Origin of the sequence: Pseudomonas sp. HMSC065H01 (genome assembly GCF_001815235.1) — a bacterium.
In the GTDB taxonomy this organism is placed as follows: Bacteria; Pseudomonadota; Gammaproteobacteria; order Pseudomonadales; family Pseudomonadaceae; genus Pseudomonas; species Pseudomonas aeruginosa.
This window is the reverse complement of sequence record NZ_KV819908.1, coordinates 142,034-163,475: the sequence shown is the minus strand read 5'-3', so window position 1 is coordinate 163,475 and position 21,442 is coordinate 142,034. Positions and strand designations below refer to the sequence as shown.

General features: G+C 64.3%; 27 protein-coding genes. 16 read left to right on the top strand and 11 right to left on the bottom strand.

All coding sequences use genetic code 11. From position 1 onward, the window contains the following. Window positions 1-27: 27 nt before the first annotated feature. Entirely contained in the window at window positions 28-552 is a 525-nt protein-coding gene (gene yjgA / locus HMPREF3014_RS23310; protein ID WP_003094378.1) for a ribosome biogenesis factor YjgA, read from the bottom strand. 98 nt (window positions 553-650) lie between these two features. Between yjgA and pmbA the strand changes: the two genes are divergently transcribed. The 6 genes from pmbA (at window position 651) to HMPREF3014_RS23280 (ending at window position 5,964) form a co-directional block, all read left to right on the top strand. Beyond that, entirely contained in the window at window positions 651-2,000 is a 1,350-nt protein-coding gene (gene pmbA / locus HMPREF3014_RS23305) for a metalloprotease PmbA (RefSeq protein WP_003110024.1), read from the top strand. A 147-nt stretch (window positions 2,001-2,147) separates the two neighbouring features. After that, the gene (locus HMPREF3014_RS23300; RefSeq protein WP_003162782.1) at window positions 2,148-2,543 is read left to right on the top strand and encodes a hypothetical protein; all 396 of its coding nucleotides are present in this window, start codon (window positions 2,148-2,150) and stop codon (window positions 2,541-2,543) included. Continuing rightward, window positions 2,536-3,912, top strand: a complete 1,377-nt coding sequence (gene fumC, locus HMPREF3014_RS23295; RefSeq protein WP_003098863.1) for a class II fumarate hydratase FumC — start codon at window positions 2,536-2,538, stop codon at window positions 3,910-3,912. Before HMPREF3014_RS23300 ends, fumC begins: the two co-directional genes overlap by 8 nt. A gap of 27 nt (window positions 3,913-3,939) precedes the next feature. After that, window positions 3,940-4,389, top strand: coding sequence for a hypothetical protein (locus HMPREF3014_RS23290; RefSeq protein WP_003094369.1), 450 nt, complete (start codon window positions 3,940-3,942; stop codon window positions 4,387-4,389). A gap of 12 nt (window positions 4,390-4,401) precedes the next feature. Continuing rightward, window positions 4,402-5,013, top strand: a complete 612-nt coding sequence (locus tag HMPREF3014_RS23285; protein ID WP_003098862.1) for a superoxide dismutase — start codon at window positions 4,402-4,404, stop codon at window positions 5,011-5,013. Window positions 5,014-5,031: 18 nt separating this feature from the next. Then, window positions 5,032-5,964, top strand: coding sequence for a ZIP family metal transporter (locus HMPREF3014_RS23280; protein ID WP_003120918.1), 933 nt, complete (start codon window positions 5,032-5,034; stop codon window positions 5,962-5,964). Between the two features lie 96 nt (window positions 5,965-6,060). On the opposite strand, the gene HMPREF3014_RS23275 is transcribed toward HMPREF3014_RS23280, so the two are convergent. From HMPREF3014_RS23275 to kdsD, 10 genes are all read right to left on the bottom strand, one after another. Then, complete coding sequence (locus HMPREF3014_RS23275; RefSeq protein ID WP_003116217.1) at window positions 6,061-6,333, bottom strand: HPr family phosphocarrier protein; 273 nt, start codon at window positions 6,331-6,333, stop codon at window positions 6,061-6,063. Window positions 6,334-6,362: 29 nt separating this feature from the next. Further along, the gene (gene rapZ, locus HMPREF3014_RS23270; protein ID WP_003116216.1) at window positions 6,363-7,223 is read right to left on the bottom strand and encodes an RNase adapter RapZ; all 861 of its coding nucleotides are present in this window, start codon (window positions 7,221-7,223) and stop codon (window positions 6,363-6,365) included. Window position 7,224: 1 nt separating this feature from the next. Continuing rightward, entirely contained in the window at window positions 7,225-7,689 is a 465-nt protein-coding gene (gene ptsN / locus HMPREF3014_RS23265) for a PTS IIA-like nitrogen regulatory protein PtsN (RefSeq protein ID WP_003098853.1), read from the bottom strand. A 13-nt stretch (window positions 7,690-7,702) separates the two neighbouring features. Then, entirely contained in the window at window positions 7,703-8,011 is a 309-nt protein-coding gene (gene hpf, locus HMPREF3014_RS23260; protein WP_003094359.1) for a ribosome hibernation-promoting factor, HPF/YfiA family, read from the bottom strand. Between the two features lie 77 nt (window positions 8,012-8,088). Beyond that, the gene (locus tag HMPREF3014_RS23255; protein ID WP_003094357.1) at window positions 8,089-9,582 is read right to left on the bottom strand and encodes an RNA polymerase factor sigma-54; all 1,494 of its coding nucleotides are present in this window, start codon (window positions 9,580-9,582) and stop codon (window positions 8,089-8,091) included. A 225-nt stretch (window positions 9,583-9,807) separates the two neighbouring features. Further along, window positions 9,808-10,533 (bottom strand): LPS export ABC transporter ATP-binding protein, encoded by a 726-nt coding sequence (gene lptB, locus HMPREF3014_RS23250; protein WP_003094355.1) that lies wholly within the window; start codon window positions 10,531-10,533, stop codon window positions 9,808-9,810. Beyond that, window positions 10,533-11,060 carry a lipopolysaccharide transport periplasmic protein LptA gene (gene lptA / locus HMPREF3014_RS23245; protein ID WP_003120916.1) on the bottom strand — a complete coding sequence of 176 codons (528 nt, stop codon included), beginning with the start codon at window positions 11,058-11,060 and terminating at the stop codon, window positions 10,533-10,535. Before lptA ends, lptB begins: the two co-directional genes overlap by 1 nt. Further along, on the bottom strand, window positions 11,047-11,619 hold the full coding sequence (gene lptC, locus HMPREF3014_RS23240) for an LPS export ABC transporter periplasmic protein LptC (RefSeq protein WP_003094353.1): 573 nt from the start codon (window positions 11,617-11,619) through the stop codon (window positions 11,047-11,049). The genes lptA and lptC overlap by 14 nt, the downstream gene beginning before the upstream one ends. A gap of 8 nt (window positions 11,620-11,627) precedes the next feature. Beyond that, entirely contained in the window at window positions 11,628-12,167 is a 540-nt protein-coding gene (locus HMPREF3014_RS23235) for a KdsC family phosphatase (RefSeq protein ID WP_003112742.1), read from the bottom strand. Next, on the bottom strand, window positions 12,167-13,147 hold the full coding sequence (gene kdsD / locus HMPREF3014_RS23230; protein WP_003134758.1) for an arabinose-5-phosphate isomerase KdsD: 981 nt from the start codon (window positions 13,145-13,147) through the stop codon (window positions 12,167-12,169). Before kdsD ends, HMPREF3014_RS23235 begins: the two co-directional genes overlap by 1 nt. Window positions 13,148-13,560: 413 nt before the next feature. Here kdsD and HMPREF3014_RS23225 point away from each other — a divergent pair, with 413 nt between their 5' ends. The 10 genes from HMPREF3014_RS23225 (at window position 13,561) to hisC (ending at window position 21,406) form a co-directional block, all read left to right on the top strand. Then, window positions 13,561-14,370: an ATP-binding cassette domain-containing protein gene (locus HMPREF3014_RS23225; RefSeq protein WP_003094343.1), complete on the top strand. Its 810-nt coding sequence runs from the start codon at window positions 13,561-13,563 to the stop codon at window positions 14,368-14,370. Continuing rightward, window positions 14,370-15,167, top strand: a complete 798-nt coding sequence (mlaE, locus tag HMPREF3014_RS23220; protein ID WP_003094341.1) for a lipid asymmetry maintenance ABC transporter permease subunit MlaE — start codon at window positions 14,370-14,372, stop codon at window positions 15,165-15,167. The genes HMPREF3014_RS23225 and mlaE overlap by 1 nt, the downstream gene beginning before the upstream one ends. Then, window positions 15,168-15,641: an outer membrane lipid asymmetry maintenance protein MlaD gene (gene mlaD, locus HMPREF3014_RS23215; protein ID WP_003094339.1), complete on the top strand. Its 474-nt coding sequence runs from the start codon at window positions 15,168-15,170 to the stop codon at window positions 15,639-15,641. It begins immediately after the preceding gene. A gap of 11 nt (window positions 15,642-15,652) precedes the next feature. Beyond that, entirely contained in the window at window positions 15,653-16,300 is a 648-nt protein-coding gene (locus tag HMPREF3014_RS23210) for an MlaC/ttg2D family ABC transporter substrate-binding protein (RefSeq protein ID WP_003094337.1), read from the top strand. Further along, a complete protein-coding gene (locus HMPREF3014_RS23205) occupies window positions 16,297-16,605 on the top strand; it encodes an STAS domain-containing protein (protein WP_003162785.1) in 309 nt (102 codons plus the stop codon). The genes HMPREF3014_RS23210 and HMPREF3014_RS23205 overlap by 4 nt, the downstream gene beginning before the upstream one ends. A gap of 116 nt (window positions 16,606-16,721) precedes the next feature. Further along, window positions 16,722-16,961 carry a BolA family protein gene (locus HMPREF3014_RS23200; protein WP_003094334.1) on the top strand — a complete coding sequence of 80 codons (240 nt, stop codon included), beginning with the start codon at window positions 16,722-16,724 and terminating at the stop codon, window positions 16,959-16,961. Window positions 16,962-16,981: 20 nt separating this feature from the next. Next, window positions 16,982-18,247 (top strand): UDP-N-acetylglucosamine 1-carboxyvinyltransferase, encoded by a 1,266-nt coding sequence (gene murA / locus HMPREF3014_RS23195; RefSeq protein WP_003094332.1) that lies wholly within the window; start codon window positions 16,982-16,984, stop codon window positions 18,245-18,247. 17 nt (window positions 18,248-18,264) lie between these two features. Further along, a complete protein-coding gene (gene hisG, locus HMPREF3014_RS23190) occupies window positions 18,265-18,900 on the top strand; it encodes an ATP phosphoribosyltransferase (protein WP_003098837.1) in 636 nt (211 codons plus the stop codon). Between the two features lie 125 nt (window positions 18,901-19,025). After that, window positions 19,026-20,348 carry a histidinol dehydrogenase gene (gene hisD / locus HMPREF3014_RS23185; RefSeq protein WP_003094326.1) on the top strand — a complete coding sequence of 441 codons (1,323 nt, stop codon included), beginning with the start codon at window positions 19,026-19,028 and terminating at the stop codon, window positions 20,346-20,348. A 2-nt stretch (window positions 20,349-20,350) separates the two neighbouring features. Next, window positions 20,351-21,406 (top strand): histidinol-phosphate transaminase, encoded by a 1,056-nt coding sequence (hisC, locus tag HMPREF3014_RS23180; RefSeq protein WP_003098833.1) that lies wholly within the window; start codon window positions 20,351-20,353, stop codon window positions 21,404-21,406. Window positions 21,407-21,442: the final 36 nt, after the last annotated feature.

Here is a 21,442-nt window from a genome sequence, read left to right as displayed (position 1 = left end):
ATGGCCCGGGCGCCGGCGCGGCGAAACCTAGCGCAGGCCGCGCTTGGTTTCGTCCAGTTCGCGGATGTACTTGAACACTTTGCGTGCGGCGGCCGGCGGTTTGTTGTGCGCGGCCTCGTGCTGGGCGTGGCGGACCAGGCCGCGCAGGTGCTGGCGATCGCACTCGGGGAACTCCCCGACGAAGGCGTCGAGCGCTGCGTCGCCGCCGGCGATCAACTGGTCGCGCCAACGTTCGAGGGCATGGAAACGTTCGTTGTACTGGCGGGTGGAGGAGTCCACCTGGTCGATGAGGGCGACGATGGCGTCCACGTCCTGGTCGCGCATCAGTTTGCCGATGTACTGGATATGCCGTTTGCGGGCGATGTGCGCCTTGTGCTTCGGCGCCTCGAGCAGCGCCTTGCGTAGCGGGTCGGTGAGCGGCAGGCGCTCCAGCAACTGCGGTTGCAGGGTGGTCAGGCGCTCGCCGAGGTCCTGCAGGGCATGCAGCTCGCGTTTGATCTGCGACTTGCTCTTCTCTTCGAATTGCGAGTCGTCGTCGTGAAATTCAGCCATGGTGGTGGTCCAGTGGAAAACGCCGCCATGATAACGAGTCAGGGGCCGCTTGTCCGGCCCGGCCGCGTGGGCGGCCACGTCAACAGGAGAGTCAACAGATGAGTCTACATGCCGCGGCAGTCGGTCCCTCCGTGCTTCCGGACCTTCGCGAGCAGGTCGAGCAGATCATCGCCGAGGCCCGCCGCCAGGGCGCCAGTGCCTGCGAAGTGGCGGTGTCGCTGGAGCAGGGCCTGTCCACCAGCGTGCGCCAGGGCGAGGTGGAAACCGTCGAGTTCAACCGTGACCAAGGTTTCGGCATCACCCTCTACGCAGGCCAGCGCAAGGGCTCGGCGAGCACCTCGGCGACCGGCGAGGCGGCCATCCGCGAGACGGTGGCGGCGGCGCTGGCGATCGCCCGCCATACCTCCGAGGACGAATGCGCCGGTCTCGCCGATGCCGCGTTGATGGCCCGCGAGTTGCCCGAGCTGGACCTCTATCATCCATGGAGCCTGAGTCCCGAGCAGGCTGTGGAACGAGCCCTGGCTTGCGAGGCAGCGGCGTTCGCCGCCGACAAGCGGGTGACCAAGGCCGACGGCACTACCCTGAATACCCACCAGGGTTGCCGGGTATACGGTAACAGCCACGGTTTCATCGGTGGTTACGCCAGCACCCGGCACAGCCTCAGCTGCGTGATGATCGCCGAGGGCGAAGGACAGATGCAGCGTGACTATTGGTATGACGTCAACCGCCGTGGCGAGGCCTTGGCCAGCGCCGAGTCGATCGGCCGGCGCGCCGCCGAGCGCGCCGCCAGCCGACTGGGCGCGCGGCCGGTGCAGACCGCCGAAGTGCCGGTGCTGTTCGCTCCGGAAATCGCTGTTGGCCTGTTCGGCCATTTCCTCGGGGCGATCTCAGGCGGCAGCCTGTATCGCAAGTCATCCTTCCTCGAAGGCGCGCTGGGCCAGCGCCTGTTTCCCGAGTGGCTGAGCATCGACGAGCGGCCGCACCTGGTCGGCGCGCTCGGCAGCGCCAGCTTCGATAGCGACGGCCTGGCCACCTACGCCAAGCCATTCGTCGAGAACGGCGAACTGGTGTCCTATGTCCTGGGCACCTATTCCGGGCGCAAGCTCGGCCTGCCGAGCACGGCCAACGCCGGCGGCGTGCATAACCTGTTCGTCAGCCATGGCGACGAGGACCAGGCCGCTCTCATACGCAGGATGGGGCGTGGCCTGCTGGTCACCGAGTTGATGGGGCAGGGCGTCAACCTGGTGACCGGCGATTATTCCCGCGGCGCCGCCGGCTACTGGGTCGAGAACGGCGAGATCCAGTTCCCGGTCCAGGAAGTCACCATCGCCGCCAACCTGCGCGACCTGTTCCGCCGTATCGTCGCGGTCGGCAAGGACATCGAACGGCGCGGCAACCTGCATACCGGTTCTGTACTGGTCGAGTCGATGATGGTGGCCGGGCGCTGAGGCCGGGTTTCCCTCTATAAAACGCCAGCGCTCGTCGCTGGCGTTTTCGTTTCCGCCTGTTCAATTGTCCGCCTCTATGGGGACCATGCTTGTCTTTTGCTAAGAAGAAAACAATAATCAATCTCATTATCGTCTGGTGAGGTTGCCATGTCCTTCGAGGCGCACGACCCGCAAGCATTGGATCACTGGTACTGGCTGGGCACGCAGATCCGCTGCGCGCTCGATCCCGACGAACCGCGCCTGCTCGACCAGTACCTCGGCGAGGCGCGCTATCTCGCCGGTTGGGAAGGTGTGGCCGCCTGGCCGCTGTTCGAGAAAGCCTACAACCTCCTGCTCGATACCGGTCGCGATCCGATATTGCCCTGGCACTGGCGCAGCCTCTGCCTCGACTACGCCTACCGGCCCCTCTGCGAACTTCAGCGACTGACCACCAACGGCAGCCAGCGACGCCGGCTGCGCAAGCTCTCCGTACGAATGGCCAGGCAGGACCTGGCGCCGTCGATGAGCTTCGATCACCCGCAACAAGGAAACCAAGATGACTGACACCCGCATCGAACGCGACAGCATGGGCGAACTGGCGGTCCCGGCGACCGCCCTCTATGGCGCCCAGACCCAGCGCGCGGTGAACAACTTCCCGGTCAGCGGCCAACGCATGCCCCAGGCCTTCGTCCGCGCCCTGCTGCTGGCCAAGGCCGCGGCGGCGCGGGCGAACGTCTCCCTGCAGCAACTGGATGCACCGATGGGCGAGGCGATCGCCGAGACCTGCCTGCAACTGCTGCAGGAGGACTTCATGCAGCATTTCCCGGTGGATGTGTTCCAGACCGGCTCCGGCACCAGTTCCAACATGAACGCCAACGAAGTGGTGGCGACCCTGGCCAGTCGTCGCCTGGGCGGCAAGGTCAATCCGAACGACCATGTGAACTGCGGGCAGAGCAGCAACGACATCATTCCCTCGACCATCCACATCAGTGCCGCCCTCGAGATCAGCGAACGCCTGCTGCCGGCGCTGCGCCACCTGGAGCAGACTATCCAGAGCAAGGCCGGCGAAGTGCATGCCTATGTGAAGACCGGCCGCACCCACCTGATGGATGCGATGCCGGTACGCATGAGCCAGGTGCTCGGTGGCTGGGCGCAGCAGGTGCGACAGGCCGGCGTGCACATCGAGAGCGTACTTCCTGCCTTGCAGCAGTTGGCACAGGGCGGCACCGCGGTGGGCACCGGGATCAACGCCCATCCTCGGTTCGCCGAACGTTTCAGCCAGGAGCTGAACGACCTGACCGGGCTGGCGTTCCGCCCCGGCGACGACTTCTTCGCCCTGATCGGTTCGCAGGACACCGCGGTCGCTGCGTCCGGCCAGTTGAAGACCCTGGCCGTGACCCTGATGAAGCTGGCCAACGACCTGCGCTGGATGAACTCCGGGCCGCTTGCCGGGCTCGGCGAGATCGAGCTGGAAGCGCTGCAACCAGGTTCCTCGATCATGCCCGGCAAGGTCAACCCGGTGATCCCGGAGGCCACCGCGATGGTCGCCGCCCAGGTGATCGGCAATGACGCCGCCATTGCCGTCGCCGGCCAATCGGGCAACTTCGAACTGAACGTGATGCTGCCGCTGGTGGCGGATAACCTGTTGCACAGCATCCAGTTGCTGGCCAACGTCAGCCGGCTGCTGGCGGACAAGGCCATCGCCAGCTTCAAGGTCAACCAGGGCAAGCTCAGCGAGGCGTTGGCGCGCAACCCGATCCTGGTCACTGCGCTGAACCCGATCATCGGCTACCAGAAGGCTGCGGAAATCGCCAAGCAGGCCTATCGCGAGGGACGGCCGATCATCGATGTGGCGCTGGAAAACACCGATCTGGACCGTGCGCGCCTGGAGGTGTTGCTGGATCCGGAAAAACTCACGGCTGGCGGCCTCTGAGGCCGCCCCACCACTGGAGGTACCGCCATGCGTCATTGGCAACGAACGATCGAACAGGGCAACCGCTGTTTCGTCACCGGCGCATTGATCGATGCGCGTGAGCACTACCTCCATGCCCTGGCCCTGGCCCAGGTGCTGCTGGAACGCTGGGGCGACGCCGACGAGGCGGTGATGGCGTTCGTCATTTCCCATCACAACCTGGCCGACTTGCACCTGCAACTGGAGCAACCGGAGGAAACCGCCGAATACCTCTGCGCCTGCCACGAGCGCCTGTTGCGGGTCAGCGCCGACCAGAAGCTGCCGTTGGCCCTGCGCCAGGCGGCCCAGCATCACAGCCGGCGCACCTATGTCGAACTGCTGTCGTTCATCGGCGAACACGGTGCCTATCCGCGCACCGAGCGCCTGCTCAAGGGACCGCCGAACGCGGAGGTCCGACCCGAGTTCCTCGCTCCGCCCCCCTCACTTCGCTATCACTGACGGAGAGTTTCCATGCCCCACGCCTTGCCGCCCTTGCCCTACGCCTACGATGCCCTGGAACCGCACATCGATGCGCTGACCATGGAGATCCACCACAGCAAGCACCACCAGACCTATGTGAACAACCTGAACGCCGCGCTGGAAGGCACGCCCTATGCCGAGCAGCCGGTGGAAAGCCTGCTGCGGCAACTGGCTGGTCTGCCGGAGAAGCTGCGCACCCCGGTTGTCAACAATGGCGGTGGGCATGCCAACCACTCGTTGTTCTGGACCGTGATGTCGCCCCAGGGCGGTGGCCGTCCCGATGGCGACCTGGGGCGGGCCATCGATGAGCAGCTCGGGGGCTTCGAGGCGTTCAAGGATGCGTTCACCAAGGCCGCGCTGACCCGCTTCGGCAGCGGCTGGGCCTGGCTCAGCGTGACTCCCCAGGGCAGCTTGCTGGTGGAGAGCAGCGGCAACCAGGACAGCCCGCTGATGAACGGCAATACGCCGATCCTCGGCCTGGACGTATGGGAGCACGCCTATTACCTGAAGTACCAGAACCGCCGCCCGGAATACATCGGCGCTTTCTACAACGTGATCGACTGGCGGGAGGTCGCGCGTCGCTATGCGCAAGCCCTGGCCTAATGCTACCCGTGATGCGAGATGGCTGGCCGGCAGCCTGGCGGTGCGGCGATGAAGGCGTTGCTCCATGGCATCGCCGAAGGTAACGGGCGGACGCTGCGCAACCTGCTGGGCCTGCTGATCTTCATCGGCGGCGGCTACCTGCTCGGCCGCCACGCGCTGTTGCTGGCCGAACTCAACCTGCCGGCGCCCATCGTGCTGGCGTTGAAAGGCGGCCTGCTCTGCGCCTTCGGTACCGCTCTCGGGGCGATGCCGGTGCTGGTGGTGAAGACCATGCCGGCGCGCCTGTCGGATGCGCTGCTGGGCTTCGGTGCCGGCGTGATGCTCTCGGCGACGGCCTTCTCGTTGATCATGCCGGCGCTATCCGCGGCCGGCGACCTCGGCTACTCGAAGTTCGGCGCGGGGTTCCTGGTCAGCTTCGGCCTGGCGGTCGGCGTGATGGGGCTGTTCATCCTCGGCCGGCTGATGCCGGACGTCCATCCCGGTTGCGAGGGCGCGCCACTGTCCGGTGGCATTCCCCCGCGCATCCTGCTGTTCGTCACGGCCATCGTCCTGCACAACATCCCCGAAGGCATGGCGGTTGGCGTGTCGGCCGGTGCCGGCCTGGACGAGGCCAACGGCCTCGCCCTGGGCATCGCTCTGCAGGATGTGCCGGAAGGGCTGGTGGTGGCGCTGGTGCTGGCCGGAGTCGGTATGTCGCGTTTCAAGGCGATGCTGGTCGGTGCCGCGTCGGGCCTGGTCGAGCCGCTGTTCGCGGTGCTCTGCGCCTGGCTGGTCGGCCTCTCCGCGCTGCTCCTGCCCTGGGGGCTGGCCGCCGCGGCGGGAGCGATGCTCTTCGTGGTCACCCACGAGATCATTCCCGAGTCCCACCGCCAGGGACATGCCGCCGAGGCTACGCTGGGCCTGGTGTTCGGCTTCTGCCTGATGATGGTGCTGGATACCGCGCTGGGCTAGGGGACTCATCCGACCCGCGCTGAATTGACGCCGGCCGCAATCGCCGGAAAGGAAAAGCCGCCAGTTGGCGGCTTTTTCGTTGTCTCTGGGAAGAGGCTACTCGCATTCGTCGAAACGGTTGTTGATCAGTTCGACCAGCGCGTTCAACGCCTCGTCTTCCTGTTCGCCTTCGGTATGCAGGTGCAGGTTGGTGCCCTTGCCGGCAGCCAGCATCATCACGGCCATGATGCTCTTGCCGTCGACGCAGCTTTCAGGATTGCGGCCGACCCGGACCTGGCAAGGGTAGCGCCCCGCGACGCCGACGAACTTGGCCGCCGCGCGGGCGTGCAGACCGAGCTTGTTGATGATGGTGATCTCGAGGGCGGGCATCTTGGGGAGTCTGTCCTTCTTATTATGGGCTAGCTGCTGAGATCGCGGTGGCGAATCTGCACGTTCTTCAGGGAATCCCTGAGTGCAGCGCCAATCCGCTCGGCGAGGTAGACCGAACGATGGTGCCCGCCGGTACAGCCTATCGCAACTGTTACATATGAGCGGTTACTGGCGGCGAAGCGCGGCAGCCATTTGTTCAGGTAGCCGACGATGTCCTGGTACATTTCCTCGACGTCCGGCTGGGCGGCCAGATACTCGCGGACTTCCGGCTCCAGCCCCGAATGATCGCGCAACTCGGGCTTCCAGTAGGGGTTCGGCAGGCAGCGCACATCGAACACCAGGTCGGCGTCGACTGGCATGCCGCGCTTGAAGCCAAAGGATTCGACGAGGAACGCGGTGCCGGGTTCCGGCTTGTTCAACAGGCGCAGTTTGATGGTGTCGCGCAACTGATAGAGGTTGAGGCTGGTGGTGTCCAGCTTCAGGTCGGCGAGGTCGGCGATCGGTCCGAGCAATTGGCTCTCGTCGCCAATCGCCTCCGCCAGCGAACGGGTATCGGTGGTCAGCGGGTGGCGCCGGCGGGTTTCCGAGAATCGTTTGAGCAGCGTCTCGTTGTCGGCGTCGAGATACAGCACATCGCAGTTGATGTGGTTGTCCCGCACTTCCTGCAACAGTTCGGGGAAGCGCTGCAACTGGCTGGGCAGGTTGCGGGCGTCGATCGACACCGCCACCTGTGGCTGCAGTAGCTCCGTGTGCAACAGGGCGCGCTGCGCCAGGTCGGGAAGCAGGCTGGCGGGAAGGTTGTCGATGCAATAGAAGCCGTTGTCTTCGAGGACGTTCAGGGCGGTGCTCTTGCCCGAGCCCGAGCGGCCACTGACGATGATCAGGCGCATGTCATTGCCCGTTCTGTACGTCTACCACGATCTGATAAAGCGCTTCGGCAGTGGGAGCGCTGCGCAGGCGGTCGCGTACGTCGGCACGGTCGAGCATGGCGGCGATCTGCCGGAGCAGTTCGAGATGTTCTTCGGTCGCGGCCTCCGGTACCAGCAGGACGAAGAGCAGGTCGACCGGCGCGCCGTCCAGCGCGTCGAAGTCCACGGGAGCATCCAGGTGCAGCACGGCGCTGATGGGGCTCTGGCAGCCAGACAGGCGGCAGTGCGGAATGGCGATGCCATTGCCGAAGCCGGTGGAACCGAGTTTTTCCCGGGCCACCAGGTTTTCGAAGATGGTCTGGGCGTCGAACTCCGGCAGCTCCCTGGCTACCAGGTTGGCGATTTGTTCGAGTACGCGTTTCTTGCTGCCGCCCGGCACGTTCACGAGGGAACGGCCGGGGGTCAGGATTTGCTCAAGTCGGATCATAGGGGAGGGGAGATCAGCGGGCGCCTACGCCTTGCTGCCGTTCGAGATACTTCTCTTTGTGTTTGATCAGTTGACGGTCGAGTTTGTCGATCAGCAGGTCGATGGCCGCGTACATGTCCTCATGTTCCGCATTGGCTACGATCTCGCCACCGGCGATGCGCAGGGTGGCTTCGATCTTCTGCTTCAGTTTCTCGACCTCCATGATCACCTGAACATTGGTGATCTTGTCGAAATGGCGCTCCAGACGGCTCAGTTTCTCGCCGACATAGTCGCGCAGGGCGTCGGTCACATCCAGTTGATGGCCACTGATGTTGACTTGCATACCGCGTTCTCCTTGTTGCCCGTGTGTAAGTGGCAGGTTAGCAACCTGCCTCCGGAACACCTTGGCGTGGATCAACGTCACACCAGTCGCTTGCGCTCGCTCGAAGGGGCTATGCCCAGGGATTCGCGGTATTTGGCGACGGTGCGGCGAGCCACTTGAATGCCCTGTGCCTCCAGTAAACCAGCGATCTTGCTGTCGCTCAATGGCTTTTTCGCATTTTCCGCGGCCACCAGTTTCTTGATGATCGCGCGGATCGCGGTGGACGAGCATTCCCCGCCTTCGGCGGTACTGACGTGACTTGAAAAGAAATATTTCAGCTCGAAAATGCCGCGCGGCGTATGCATGTATTTCTGCGTGGTGACCCGCGAAATGGTCGATTCGTGCATGCCCACCGCTTCGGCGATGTCGTGCAGGACCAGCGGCTTCATGGCTTCTTCGCCGTAGTCGAGGAAACCGCGCTGGTGCTCGACGATCTGGGTGGCGACCTTCATCAGCGTTTCGTTGCGGCTCTGCAGGCTCTTGATGAACCAGCGGGCTTCCTGCAACTGGTTGCGCATGAAGGTATTGTCGGCGCTGCTGTCGGCGCGGCGGACCATGCCGGCGTAGGTGGCGTTGACGCGCAGGCGTGGCATCGCCTCCTGGTTCAGCTCGACCAGCCAGCGCTCGTTGTCCTTGCGCACGATGACGTCGGGGACGATGTATTCGGCTTCGCTCGATTCGATCTGCGAACCGGGCCGGGGATGCAGGCACTGGATCAGCTCGATGACCTGGCGCAGTTCGTCTTCCTTGAGCTTCATGCGCCGCATCAATTGGCTGTAGTCGCGGCCGCCGAGCAGGTCGAGGTAGTCGGATACCAGGCGCAGCGCTTCGTTCAGCCAGGGCGTGGTGGACGGCAACTGGCGCAGTTGCAGCAGCAGGCACTCGCGCAGGTTGCGGGCGCCGATGCCGGCGGGTTCCAGTTGCTGGATGCGGCGCAGCACGACTTCCACTTCGTCGAGCTCGACGTCCAGTTCCGGATCGATGGCGGCGAGGATTTCTTCGAGGGACTCTTCGAGGTAGCCATCGTTGTTGATGCTATCGATGATGGTCACCGCGATCATCCGATCGGTGTCCGACATCGGTGCCAGGTTGACCTGCCAGAGCAGGTGGCTGTGCAGGCTCTCGCCGCTGCTGGTGCGCGCGGTGAAGTCCCACTCGTCATCGTCGTTGCTGGGCAGGCTGCTGGCGCTGGTCTGGTAGATGTCTTCCCAGGCGGTATCCACCGGCAACTCGCTGGGTATGCGTTCGCTCCACTGGTCGTCGTCGAGGCTTTCGACGCTGGGCGTGGCGCTTTCCTGGAGGGGGCTCTCCTGGGGCGCGCTGGCCGCCTGTTCGGCGCCATCGGCGAGAGGGTCGCTGTTGTCGAAATCGTCGCCGTCTTCCTGGCGTTCGAGCATGGGATTGGATTCCAGCGCTTCCTGGATTTCCTGCTGGAGGTCCAGGGTGGATAGCTGGAGGAGGCGTATGGCCTGTTGCAGCTGCGGCGTCATCGTCAGTTGCTGGCCCATCTTGAGGACTAGCGATGGTTTCATGGCTGAGGGCTTAGTACCTTATTCGCTGGTACCGGATGGCACCATCCACTACTACGGGTGCCGAGGTGGCGGCACCGCCAGGAAGCAAATTATATGCCTGAATTTTCGTACTTTGCCTAGGGTTGCTCTGAATAAATCATCCGCTCCAGGCGGCACTCGTGGTTGCGAAACCGCGGGCGAGCGGAACCGCTCCGGCGAGGCCGGAGGGCGCGCTAGGAGATTTCTTCAGAGGCGGAACTCGTGCCCCAGGTAGACTTCCTTGACCAGGTCGTTGGCGAGGATGCTCTCGGCATCCCCTTCCGCGATCAACTGCCCATCATTGACGATATACGCCGTTTCACAGATGTCCAGGGTCTCGCGGACGTTGTGGTCGGTGATGAGGATGCCGATACCCTTCGCCTTGAGGTGATGGATGATCTGCTTGATGTCGCCGACCGAGATCGGGTCCACGCCGGCGAAGGGCTCGTCGAGGAGGATGAATTTCGGCGCGCTGGCCAGGGCGCGGGCGATTTCCACCCGGCGTCGTTCGCCGCCGGACAGGCTCATGCCGAGGTTGTCGCGGATGTGGTGGATGTGGAATTCCTGCAGCAGGCCTTCCAGGGCTTCCTTGCGACCGTTGCGATCGAGGTCGCTGCGGGTCTCGAGGATCGCCATGATGTTGTCGGATACCGACAGCTTGCGGAAGATCGAGGCTTCCTGCGGCAGGTAGCCGATGCCGGCCCGGGCGCGCCCGTGCATCGGCAGGTGGGTGACGTTCTGCTCGTCGATGCGGACCACGCCCTGGTCGGCCTGGACCAGGCCGACGATCATGTAGAAGCAGGTGGTCTTGCCGGCACCGTTCGGACCGAGCAGGCCGACGATCTGCCCGCTATCGATGGACATGCTGACGTCGCGGACGACTTGCCGGCCTTTATAGCTTTTGGCCAGGTGCTGGGCTTTGAGCGTTGCCATTACTGGGCCTTTTTCTTCGGCTGGATGACCATGTCGATGCGCGGGCGCGGGCTGGTCACCTGGGAGCCGGTGGCACGACCCGCGTTGACGATCTGGCGCTGGGTGTCGTAGACGATCTTCTCGCCTTCGAAGGTGTTGCCTTCCTGGATCACCTTGGCCTGGTCGATCAGCACGACCCGGTTCTGCGTGACGAAGTACTGGATGGTCAGGCCATAGGCCTTGGTCACGTCCTTGTCCGGAGCGGGTTTCTGCTCGTAGTAGGCAGGCTTGCCGACCGAGGTCACGACCTCGATGTCGCCGTTCTTGTCCTGCTTCAGGGTCACGGTGTTGCCGGTCAGCTTGGTGCTGCCCTGGGTCACCACGACGTCGCCGCGGTAGACCGCGACGCCCTGCTTGTCGTCCAGTTCGGCGCTGTCGGCCTGGACGCGGATCGGTTGTTCGCGGTCCGAAGGCAGGGCCAAGGCCATGGAGCTGCCGAGGGCGGCAGTCAGACCGAAAATAAGGGGGAGGGTATTAACGAACCTCATGCTGACCTCTTACGTTGGACAGCAGGTGCATCCGGCTGTCTTTCAGATACGCTTTCATTCCAACAGCCGTCGTCACTCCATTGGCCGCGTCGATTTTAACGGCTTGCTCGGTCTGTGCATAATTCTTGTCGGGGAATACGGTCAGCCGAGTGGTGGTCAGGATGCTTGGTTGGCCCTTGGCATCGGTACGTGCGACGCGCACGTCGTCGATGAGTTCGACCTCCTTGCCTTTCGGTCCGACTTCGGCGCGGGCGCTCTGGATGTGCCAGGGTTGCACGTTGCCACGGAAGAGCAGCAGGTCGGGGGTGGTGACGAAAGTGATGTCCGTGGCTTTCTGGTGCTCCAGCTTCACCGCGGTCATCTCGTAGTCGAGGCTGCCGTCCTCCTGGTACTGGAGGCTATGGGCATTCTCGGCATAGTAGTCGATGGTATTGTCCTGGCCGGGACGGGTCGGCTGTTCGTTGAACAGCTCGAGCCCGACGTTCCAGTAGTAGCCCGCGACGATCAGCAACAGGGCGATCAGGGCGAGCAGCAGTTTCTGGCGTAGTGTCTTCGGCATGGTTGGCTCTACAGATAGGCGCTCTGGGCGGCTTCGAGCGTACCCTGGGCGCGCATGATCAGTTCGCAGAACTCGCGGGCGGCGCCTTCGCCGCCGCGGGCCGCGGTGACGCCATGGGCATGCTGGCGCACGAACGGGTCGGCACTGGCTACCGCCATGCCCAGGCCGACGCGGCGGATCACCGGCAGATCGGGCAGGTCGTCGCCAAGGTAGGCGACTTGCTCATAGCCTAGTCCGAGTTCGCCGAGAAGTTCGTCGAGGACGGCGAGCTTGTCTTCCCGGCCCTGATAGAGATGCTGGATGCCCAGGTTGCGCGCGCGCCGTTCGACCACCGGAGTGTCGCGGCCGGTGATGATGGCGGTGCGCACGCCGGAGGCGATGAGCATCTTGATGCCATGTCCGTCCAGGGTGTTGAAGGTCTTGAACTCGCTGCCGTCGACGAGGAAATACAGCTTGCCGTCGGTCAGCACGCCGTCGACGTCGAAGATCGCCAGGCGTATCCGGCTGGCCCGGACCGGGAGTTCCGCGGCCGAATGGGTATCGCTCATTACATCACTCCTGCGCGCAACAGGTCGTGCATGTTCAGGGCGCCGACCGGACGGTCGTCCGCGTCGACCACCACCAGTGCGCCGATCTTGTTGTCTTCCATGATCTTCAGGGCTTCCGCGGCGAGGATCTCGGCGCGGACGGTCTTGCCGTGGACGGTCATCACCTGGTCGATGGTGACCTGGCGGACGTCGATGCCCCGATCCAGGGCGCGACGCAGGTCGCCATCGGTGAAAATGCCGGCAAGCTTGCCATGTTCGTCGAGCACTACGGTCATGCCCAGGCCCTTGCGGGTCATTTCCATCAGCGCGCCGGTCAGCGAGGTGCCGAGCAGCACCTGCGGCAGCCCTTCGCCGACGTGCATGACGTCTTCCACCTTCAGCAGCAGTCGGCGGCCCAGCGCACCGCCCGGGTGCGAGAAGGCGAAGTCTTCCGCGGTAAAGCCGCGGGCTTCGAGCAGGGCGATCGCCAGGGCGTCGCCGAGGACCAGGGTTACGGTGGTGGAGGAGGTCGGGGCCAGGTTCAGTGGGCAGGCTTCCTGGCCGACACTGGCGTCCAGGTTCACTTCCGCAGCCTTGGCCAGGGGCGACTCGGGGTTACCGGTCATGCTGATCAGGGTGATGCCCAGGCGCTTGATCAGAGGCAACAGGGTGACGATTTCGGCAGTCGAGCCGGAGTTGGACAGGGCGAGGACCACGTCGTCCTTGGTGATCATGCCCATGTCGCCATGGCTGGCCTCGGCCGGATGCACGAAGAAGGAGGGGGTGCCGGTGCTGGCCAGGGTAGCGGCGATCTTTTTGCCGACGTGGCCGGATTTGCCCATGCCGACGACGACGACCCGGCCCTTGCCGGCCAGCAGCAGTTCGCAGGCCTTGACGAAATCGTCGCCAATCCGCGCCAGCAGGCTGTCTACCGCGTCGCGCTCGAGGCCGATGGTGCGCTGGGCGGAATGGATGAAATCGAGGTTCTGGCTCATGTTCAACGAATGTGGCGCCTGGATTAAAGGCGGGATTATAACGGGAAAGCGTGCCCCGCTTACACCAGCCATGCTGTGAAGTCGGTCCGCATCCCCCGCGGCGCAATGTTGTATGGACTGCAATGCTCTGTTACGCCGCCGTTATCTGCACTCCGCGCTATGACTGCATAAATGTCGATATATTCGACGTCGACGCGATTTTTTTCTGTCCGTAGTGAACCTGAAGTGTGCGATATGTCCTAAAGGGCTGAGAGAACGCTCCGAACAAGCTGAATCCAAGCTGAACGGCACGGTGCCAGGCCTTGGGCCAGAACCCGCCGCAGTGCTATAGTCCGCGCCCATTCGACCCCTCCGGGATGCGTGCCTTTGCAACGGGGCAAGGCGTCCAGCATGGACGGGTCGCATCGCAAGGAGTCCTGATGAGCACCGATAGTGCCTACGCGGTCGAGTTGAAGGGCCTGACCTTCAAGCGCGGATCGCGGGCGATTTTCGACAACATCGATGTGCGTATCCCGCGCGGAAAGGTGACCGGCATCATGGGCCCGTCCGGTTGCGGCAAGACCACGTTGCTGCGGCTGATCGCCTCCCAGTTGCGTCCTTCGAAGGGGGAGGTCTGGGTCAACGGGCAGAACCTGCCGCAGCTTTCGCGCGGCGACCTGTTCGACATGCGCAAGCAGTTCGGCGTGCTGTTCCAGAGCGGGGCGCTGTTCACCGATCTCGACGTCTTCGAGAACGTCGCATTTCCGCTGCGCGTGCATACCCAGCTGCCGGAAGAGATGATCCGCGACATCGTCCTGATGAAGCTTCAGGCCGTCGGCCTGCGCGGCGCCGTGGAACTGATGCCGGACGAGCTTTCCGGCGGCATGAAGCGCCGCGTCGCCCTGGCTCGGGCGATCGCCCTGGACCCGCAGATCCTGCTCTACGACGAGCCGTTCGTGGGGCAGGATCCGATCGCCATGGGCGTCCTGGTGCGCCTGATCCGCCTGCTCAACGATGCCCTCGGCATCACCAGCATCGTGGTTTCCCATGACCTGGCCGAGACCGCCAGTATCGCCGACTACATCTATATCGTCGGCGACGGCCGGGTACTTGGCCACGGGACGCCGGACGTCCTCAAGGAAACCGACGATCCTCGTATCCGCCAGTTCGTCAAGGGAATCCCGGATGGTCCCGTTCCGTTCCATTATCCGGCCCGCGACTACCGGGCCGACCTGCTGGGAGAGCGCTGATGCGTAGAGTCTCTCCCCTCGAACGTATCCGCCTGTTCGGCCGCGCCGGCCTGGACGTGGTCGCCGCGCTCGGCCGCTCGACCCTGTTCCTCGGCCACGCCCTGCTCGGCCGGCGCACGCCAGGCACTGGTTTGCACCTGCTGGTGAAGCAACTCTACTCGGTAGGCGTGCTGTCGCTGGCGATCATCGTCGTCTCGGGCCTGTTCATTGGCATGGTGCTGGCCCTGCAGGGCTACAACATCCTGATTTCCTATGGTTCCGAGCAGGCGGTCGGGCAGATGGTGGCCCTGACCCTGCTGCGCGAACTGGGGCCGGTGGTGACCGGCCTGCTGTTCGCCGGCCGTGCCGGCTCTGCGCTTACCGCGGAAATCGGCAACATGAAGGCCACCGAACAGCTTTCCAGCCTGGAAATGATCGGTGTCGACCCGCTCAAGTACATCGTCGCGCCGCGCCTGTGGGCCGGTTTCATCTCCATGCCGCTGCTCGCCGCGATCTTCAGCGTGGTCGGCATCTGGGGTGGGGCGATGGTCGCGGTCGACTGGCTGGGCGTATACGAGGGGTCGTTCTGGGCGAACATGCAGAACAGCGTGCAGTTCACCGAGGATGTGCTCAACGGCGTGATCAAAAGTATCGTATTCGCCTTCGTGGTGACCTGGATCGCGGTCTACCAAGGCTACGACTGCGAGCCGACCTCGGAAGGAATCAGCCGGGCGACGACCCGGACCGTGGTCTATGCCTCCCTGGCGGTGCTGGGGCTCGACTTCATTCTGACTGCTTTGATGTTTGGAGATTTCTGAATGCAAACCCGCACCCTGGAAATCGGTGTCGGCCTGTTCCTCCTGGCCGGCCTGCTGGCCCTGTTGCTGCTGGCCCTGCGGGTCAGCGGCCTGAGCGTGGGCAACGCCGGCGATACCTACAAGGTCTACGCCTACTTCGACAACATCGCCGGTGTTACCGTGCGCGGCAAGGTCACCCTGGCCGGCGTGACGATCGGCAAGGTGACGGCGGTCGACCTGGATCGCGACAGCTACACTGGTCGCGTGACCATGGAGATCAACCAGAACGTGAACAACCTGCCGGTCGATTCCACGGCGTCGATCCTGACCGCCGGCCTGCTGGGCGAGAAATACATCGGCATCAGCGTCGGCGGCGACGAGGACGTTCTGAAGGACGGCAGCACCATCCACGACACCCAGTCGGCGCTGGTGCTGGAAGACCTGATCGGCAAGTTCCTGCTGAACTCGGTTAACAAAGACGAAGCCAAAAAGTGAGGTTTTCTTCCATGCTGACTCTTCTGCGTCGCGGCCTGCTGGTGTTCCTGGCGGCTTTCCCGCTGCTTTCCATGGCGGCGCCGACCCCGCAACAGGTGGTGCAGGGCACGGTCGACGAACTGCTTTCCGACATCAAGGCCAACAAGGCCGCCTACAAGGCCGATCCGCAAAAGCTCTACGCCACTCTCGACCGTATCCTTGGGCCGGTGGTCGATGCCGAAGGCATCGCCAAGAGCGTGATGACCGTCAAGTACTCGCGCCAGGCCTCACCCGAGCAAATCAAGCGCTTCGAGGAAGTGTTCAAGAACAGCCTGATGCAGTTCTACGGCAACGCGCTGCTCGAATACGACAACCAGGACATCCGCGTGCTGCCTAGTTCGGCCAAGCCGAGCGACGATCGCGCCAGCGTCAACATGGAGATCCGTGACAGCAAGGGCACGGTCTATCCGGTCTCCTACACCATGACCAACCTGGCCGGTGGCTGGAAGGTCCGCAACGTGATCATCAACGGCATCAACATCGGCAAGCTGTTCCGCGACCAGTTCGCCGACACCATGCAGAAGAACCGCAACGACCTCGAGAAGACCATCGCCGGCTGGGGCGAGGTGGTCGCCAAGGCCAAGGAAACCGCGAAAGCGGAAGAGGCCGGGGCGAAATGAGCCAGGCCAGCCTGCGCGAAGGAGCGGCCGGCGAACTGCAGCTCGCCGGCGTGCTCGACTACAGCAGCGGGCCGGCGTTGCGCGAGCAGGGCGGTCGGCTGATCCGCGCCAGCCAGGCGGCGGAACTGGTCGTCGACTGCTCGGCGGTGGAGCGCTCCAGCAGCGTGGGCATTTCCCTGTTGCTGGCCTTCATGCGCGACGCACGCAAGGCCGGCAAGGTCCTGAGCGTCAGGGCGTTGCCGGAAGACATGCGGGAGATTGCCAAGGTCAGCAGCCTTCTGGAGATCCTGCCTTTGCAGGAATGACCGGCCGGCGGAACGAGCGGCCCTCCGTCTGCGCGTCCCTTCCTGGGGTTCGCAGGCGGAGGGCTTTTTTGTATGATGGCCGACCGTGCGCGTAGGGCGCCCGATTGAGGTTGAGCATGCAGGCCGAAGACGTTAAGAGCCTTCTCCAGGAAAAACTCCCCGGCACCCAGGTGGAAGTCGAGGGCGAAGGGTGCAATTTCCAACTGAATCTGATCAGCGACGAACTGGCCGGCCAGAGCCCGGTCAAGCGTCAGCAGCAGGTCTACGCCCATTTGAACGCCTGGATCGCCGATGGCAGCATCCATGCCGTCACCATGAAATTCTTCAGCCGCGCCGCCTGGGCCGAGCGTTCCTGAGCCCACGGGGGATCATTGCAATGGATAAACTGATTATTACCGGCGGTAACCGCCTCGATGGCGAAATCCGCATTTCCGGCGCGAAGAACTCGGCGCTGCCGATCCTGGCCGCGACCCTGCTGGCCGATACTCCGGTCACCGTCTGCAACCTGCCGCACCTGCACGACATTACCACCATGATCGAACTGTTCGGCCGCATGGGCGTGCAGCCGATCATCGACGAGAAGCTCAACGTCGAAGTCGATGCCAGCAGCATCAAAACCCTGGTCGCGCCGTATGAACTGGTGAAGACCATGCGTGCCTCGATCCTGGTGCTGGGCCCGATGCTGGCGCGCTTCGGCGAGGCCGAAGTGGCCCTGCCGGGTGGTTGCGCGATCGGTTCGCGTCCGGTCGACCTGCATATCCGCGGTCTCGAGGCCATGGGCGCGCAGATCGAGGTCGAAGGCGGCTACATCAAGGCCAAGGCGCCGGCCGGCGGCCTGCGTGGCGGTCACTTCTTCTTCGATACCGTCAGCGTGACCGGCACCGAGAACCTGATGATGGCCGCCGCGCTGGCCAACGGCCGTACCGTGCTGCAGAACGCCGCTCGCGAGCCGGAGGTGGTCGACCTGGCCAACTGCCTGAACGCCATGGGCGCCAACGTCCAGGGCGCTGGCTCCGATACCATCGTCATCGAAGGCGTGAAGCGCCTCGGCGGTGCTCGCTACGACGTACTGCCCGACCGTATCGAGACCGGCACCTACCTGGTGGCCGCGGCCGCGACCGGTGGCCGGGTGAAGCTGAAGGATACCGACCCGACCATCCTCGAGGCGGTCCTGCAGAAGCTGGAAGAGGCCGGTGCCCACATCAGCACCGGCAGCAACTGGATCGAGCTGGACATGAAGGGCAACCGGCCGAAGGCGGTCAACGTGCGTACCGCGCCGTACCCGGCGTTCCCCACCGACATGCAGGCCCAGTTCATCTCCATGAACGCGGTAGCCGAAGGCACCGGCGCGGTCATCGAGACGGTCTTCGAGAACCGCTTCATGCATGTTTACGAAATGAACCGCATGGGCGCGCAAATCCTCGTCGAAGGCAACACCGCCATCGTCACCGGCGTACCCAAGCTCAAGGGCGCTCCGGTCATGGCGACCGACCTGCGCGCATCCGCGAGCCTGGTGATCGCCGGCCTGGTGGCCGAAGGCGACACCCTGATCGATCGCATCTACCACATCGACCGTGGCTACGAGTGCATCGAAGAGAAACTCCAGCTGCTCGGCGCCAAGATCCGCCGCGTACCGGGCTAGCGGAGGCTGTCGCGCAAATGCTGACCATCGCCTTGTCCAAGGGCCGGATTCTCGACGATACCCTGCCGCTGCTCGCAGCGGCGGGCATCGTACCGTCGGAGAACCCGGACAAGAGCCGCAAGCTGATCATCCCGACGTCCCTGTCCGATGTGCGCCTGCTCATCGTGCGCGCCACCGACGTGCCGACCTATGTCGAGCATGGCGCCGCCGATCTCGGCGTGGCCGGCAAGGACGTGCTGATGGAGTACGGCGGCCAGGGACTCTACGAACCGCTGGACCTGCGTATCGCCAACTGCAAGCTGATGACCGCCGGCGCCATTGGCGCGCCTGAACCCAAGGGACGCCTGCGGGTGGCCACCAAGTTCGTCAATGTCGCCAAGCGCTACTACGCCGAGCAGGGCCGCCAGGTCGACGTGATCAAGCTGTACGGCTCGATGGAGCTGGCGCCGCTGGTCGGTCTCGCCGACAAGATCATCGACGTCGTGGATACCGGCAATACCCTGCGCGCCAACGGCCTGGAGCCCCAGGAACTGATCGCCACGATCAGCTCGCGCCTGGTGGTCAACAAGGCCTCGATGAAGATGCAGCACGGTCGCATCCAGTCGCTGATCGATACCCTGCGCGACGCCGTCGAGGCGCGACACCGTCACTGATACCCGTGCGGCTCCGCGCCGCACCTGCCTATCCGTGTCATAGCCAAATTTTCTCGGGTGCCCGCACGGTGGGCTTGGTAGTCTAGCGGCGCCCGAGACAACGCCATCCATAAAAGAGGCTCGCTATGACCGCTCCCTTCGCTATCCGTCGACTCAATGCCGCTGATCCGGACTTCGGGCGTCATCTGGATCATCTGCTGAGCTGGGAAAGTGTCTCCGACGATTCGGTCAACCAGCGCGTCCTCGACATCATCGCCGCCGTACGCAGCCGTGGCGACGCCGCCGTGGTCGAGTTCACCCAGCGCTTCGACGGTCTCCAGGCCGCCTCGATGGCCGACCTGATCCTGCCGCGCGAGCGCCTGGAGCTGGCTCTCACACGTATCACCGTAGCCCAGCGCGAAGCCCTGGAAGTCGCCGCCGAGCGCGTGCGCAGCTACCACGAGAAGCAGAAGCAGGGTTCCTGGCGCTACACCGAGGCCGACGGCACGGTGCTCGGCCAGCAGGTCACCCCGCTGGACCGCGCCGGGCTCTATGTGCCGGGCGGCAAGGCGTCCTACCCGTCCTCGGTGCTGATGAATGCGATCCCGGCCAAGGTCGCCGGGGTGTCCGAAGTGGTCATGGTCGTACCGACCCCGCGCGGCGAGATCAACGAGATCGTCCTCGCCGCCGCCTGCATCGCCGGCGTCGACCGTGTCTTCACCATCGGCGGGGCACAGGCCGTGGCCGCGTTGGCCTACGGCACCGAAAGCGTGCCGCGGGTGGACAAGATCGTCGGCCCCGGCAACATCTACGTGGCCACCGCCAAGCGTCACGTGTTCGGCCAGGTCGGCATCGACATGATCGCCGGTCCCTCGGAAATCCTCGTGGTCTGCGATGGCCAGACCGATCCCGACTGGATCGCCATGGACCTGTTCTCCCAGGCCGAACACGACGAAGACGCCCAGTCGATCCTAGTCAGTCCGGATGCGGCGTTCCTGGACCGCGTCGCGGACAGCATCGCTCGCCTGCTGCCGACCATGGAGCGCGCCGAGATCATCCGCACCTCCCTGGAGGGGCGCGGCGCGCTGATCCAGGTCGCCGACCAGGCCCAGGCCTGTGCGGTCGCCAACCGCATCGCCCCGGAACACCTGGAGCTGTCGGTGGCCGATCCGGAAAGCTGGCTGCCGGAGATCCGCCATGCCGGCGCGATCTTCATGGGCCGCTACACTGCCGAGGCCCTGGGCGACTATTGCGCCGGCCCGAACCACGTGCTGCCGACCTCCGGTACCGCGCGTTTCTCTTCGCCGCTGGGGGTATATGACTTCCAGAAGCGTTCGTCGATCATCAACTGCTCGGCCGAGGGCGCTTCGGTCCTCGGTCGCACCGCTTCGGTGCTGGCTCGCGGCGAGTCGTTGACCGCCCACGCGCGCAGCGCCGAATACCGCATCCTCGACGAGAAGGAGGCCTGAGCATGAGCAAATTCTGGAGTCCCTTCGTCAAGGACCTGGTGCCTTATGTGCCGGGCGAGCAGCCGAAGCTGTCGCGGCTGGTCAAGCTGAACACCAACGAGAATCCCTACGGTCCGTCGCCACAGGCGCTCGCCGCGATGCAGGCGGAACTCAACGACGACCTGCGCCTGTATCCCGATCCCAACGGCGAGCGGTTGAAGCAGGCGGTCGCCGCGCACTACGGCGTACAGGCCAACCAGGTGTTCGTCGGCAACGGCTCCGACGAGGTGCTCGCGCACATTTTCCATGGCCTCTTCCAACACGACCTGCCGCTGCTGTTTCCGGACGTGACCTACAGCTTCTATCCGGTCTATTGCGGCCTGTACGGGATCGCGCACGAGAAGATCGCGCTGGATGAAAGGTTCCGCATCCGCGTCGAAGACTACGCGCGGCCCAACGGCGGAATCATCTTCCCCAATCCGAACGCGCCGACCGGCTGCCTGCTGCCGCTGGACGCCATCGAAGCGATGCTGAAGGCGTCGCCGGATTCGGTGGTGGTAGTCGACGAGGCCTATGTCGACTTCGGCGGCGAGAGCGCCATCGCCCTGGTCGATCGCTACCCGAACCTGCTGGTCACCCAGACGCTGTCCAAGTCGCGCTCCCTGGCCGGCCTGCGGGTCGGCCTGGCGGTCGGCCATGCCGATCTGGTGGAGGCGCTGGAGCGGATCAAGAACAGCTTCAATTCCTACCCGCTGGATCGCCTGGCGATCGCCGGCGCGGCGGCGGCTTTCGAGGACGACGCCTATTTCCGTCGGACCTGCCAGGCAGTGATCGATAGCCGCGAGGCGTTGAGCGCCTCTTTGCAGGCGCTGGGCTTCGAGGTACTACCGTCGGCCGCCAACTTCGTCTTCGCCCGTCATCCGCGGCACGATGCCGGGCAGATTGCCTCGACCCTGCGCGAGCAGGGAGTGATCGTCCGCCATTTCAAGCAGGCGCGGATCGACCAGTTCCTGCGTATCACCATCGGCAGTCCGGAGCAGAACCAGGCGCTACTGGACGCCCTGCACTTCCTCAAGTGATACGAAAACGGCGCCCGAGGGCGCCGTTTTCAATGG

Coding starts and splice junctions, on each gene's coding strand:
- fumC (WP_003098863.1), top strand. CDS start 2,536: ATGACTGACACCCGCATCGAACGCGACAGCATGGGCGAACTGGCGGTC.
- HMPREF3014_RS23235 (WP_003112742.1), bottom strand. CDS start 12,167: ATGAGCGATACCCATTCGGCCGCGGAACTCCCGGTCCGGGCCAGCCGG.
- HMPREF3014_RS23205 (WP_003162785.1), top strand. CDS start 16,297: ATGAGCCAGGCCAGCCTGCGCGAAGGAGCGGCCGGCGAACTGCAGCTC.
- ptsN (WP_003098853.1), bottom strand. CDS start 7,689: ATGATCCGACTTGAGCAAATCCTGACCCCCGGCCGTTCCCTCGTGAAC.
- hisG (WP_003098837.1), top strand. CDS start 18,265: ATGCTGACCATCGCCTTGTCCAAGGGCCGGATTCTCGACGATACCCTG.
- hisD (WP_003094326.1), top strand. CDS start 19,026: ATGACCGCTCCCTTCGCTATCCGTCGACTCAATGCCGCTGATCCGGAC.
- lptB (WP_003094355.1), bottom strand. CDS start 10,533: ATGGCAACGCTCAAAGCCCAGCACCTGGCCAAAAGCTATAAAGGCCGG.
- HMPREF3014_RS23275 (WP_003116217.1), bottom strand. CDS start 6,333: ATGCCCGCCCTCGAGATCACCATCATCAACAAGCTCGGTCTGCACGCC.
- pmbA (WP_003110024.1), top strand. CDS start 651: ATGAGTCTACATGCCGCGGCAGTCGGTCCCTCCGTGCTTCCGGACCTT.
- HMPREF3014_RS23285 (WP_003098862.1), top strand. CDS start 4,402: ATGCCCCACGCCTTGCCGCCCTTGCCCTACGCCTACGATGCCCTGGAA.
- HMPREF3014_RS23210 (WP_003094337.1), top strand. CDS start 15,653: ATGCTGACTCTTCTGCGTCGCGGCCTGCTGGTGTTCCTGGCGGCTTTC.
- hisC (WP_003098833.1), top strand. CDS start 20,351: ATGAGCAAATTCTGGAGTCCCTTCGTCAAGGACCTGGTGCCTTATGTG.
- HMPREF3014_RS23280 (WP_003120918.1), top strand. CDS start 5,032: ATGGCTGGCCGGCAGCCTGGCGGTGCGGCGATGAAGGCGTTGCTCCAT.
- yjgA (WP_003094378.1), bottom strand. CDS start 552: ATGGCTGAATTTCACGACGACGACTCGCAATTCGAAGAGAAGAGCAAG.
- HMPREF3014_RS23255 (WP_003094357.1), bottom strand. CDS start 9,582: ATGAAACCATCGCTAGTCCTCAAGATGGGCCAGCAACTGACGATGACG.
- lptC (WP_003094353.1), bottom strand. CDS start 11,619: ATGCCGAAGACACTACGCCAGAAACTGCTGCTCGCCCTGATCGCCCTG.
- lptA (WP_003120916.1), bottom strand. CDS start 11,060: ATGAGGTTCGTTAATACCCTCCCCCTTATTTTCGGTCTGACTGCCGCC.
- mlaD (WP_003094339.1), top strand. CDS start 15,168: ATGCAAACCCGCACCCTGGAAATCGGTGTCGGCCTGTTCCTCCTGGCC.
- mlaE (WP_003094341.1), top strand. CDS start 14,370: ATGCGTAGAGTCTCTCCCCTCGAACGTATCCGCCTGTTCGGCCGCGCC.
- HMPREF3014_RS23300 (WP_003162782.1), top strand. CDS start 2,148: ATGTCCTTCGAGGCGCACGACCCGCAAGCATTGGATCACTGGTACTGG.
- murA (WP_003094332.1), top strand. CDS start 16,982: ATGGATAAACTGATTATTACCGGCGGTAACCGCCTCGATGGCGAAATC.
- HMPREF3014_RS23290 (WP_003094369.1), top strand. CDS start 3,940: ATGCGTCATTGGCAACGAACGATCGAACAGGGCAACCGCTGTTTCGTC.
- HMPREF3014_RS23225 (WP_003094343.1), top strand. CDS start 13,561: ATGAGCACCGATAGTGCCTACGCGGTCGAGTTGAAGGGCCTGACCTTC.
- rapZ (WP_003116216.1), bottom strand. CDS start 7,223: ATGCGCCTGATCATCGTCAGTGGCCGCTCGGGCTCGGGCAAGAGCACC.
- hpf (WP_003094359.1), bottom strand. CDS start 8,011: ATGCAAGTCAACATCAGTGGCCATCAACTGGATGTGACCGACGCCCTG.
- HMPREF3014_RS23200 (WP_003094334.1), top strand. CDS start 16,722: ATGCAGGCCGAAGACGTTAAGAGCCTTCTCCAGGAAAAACTCCCCGGC.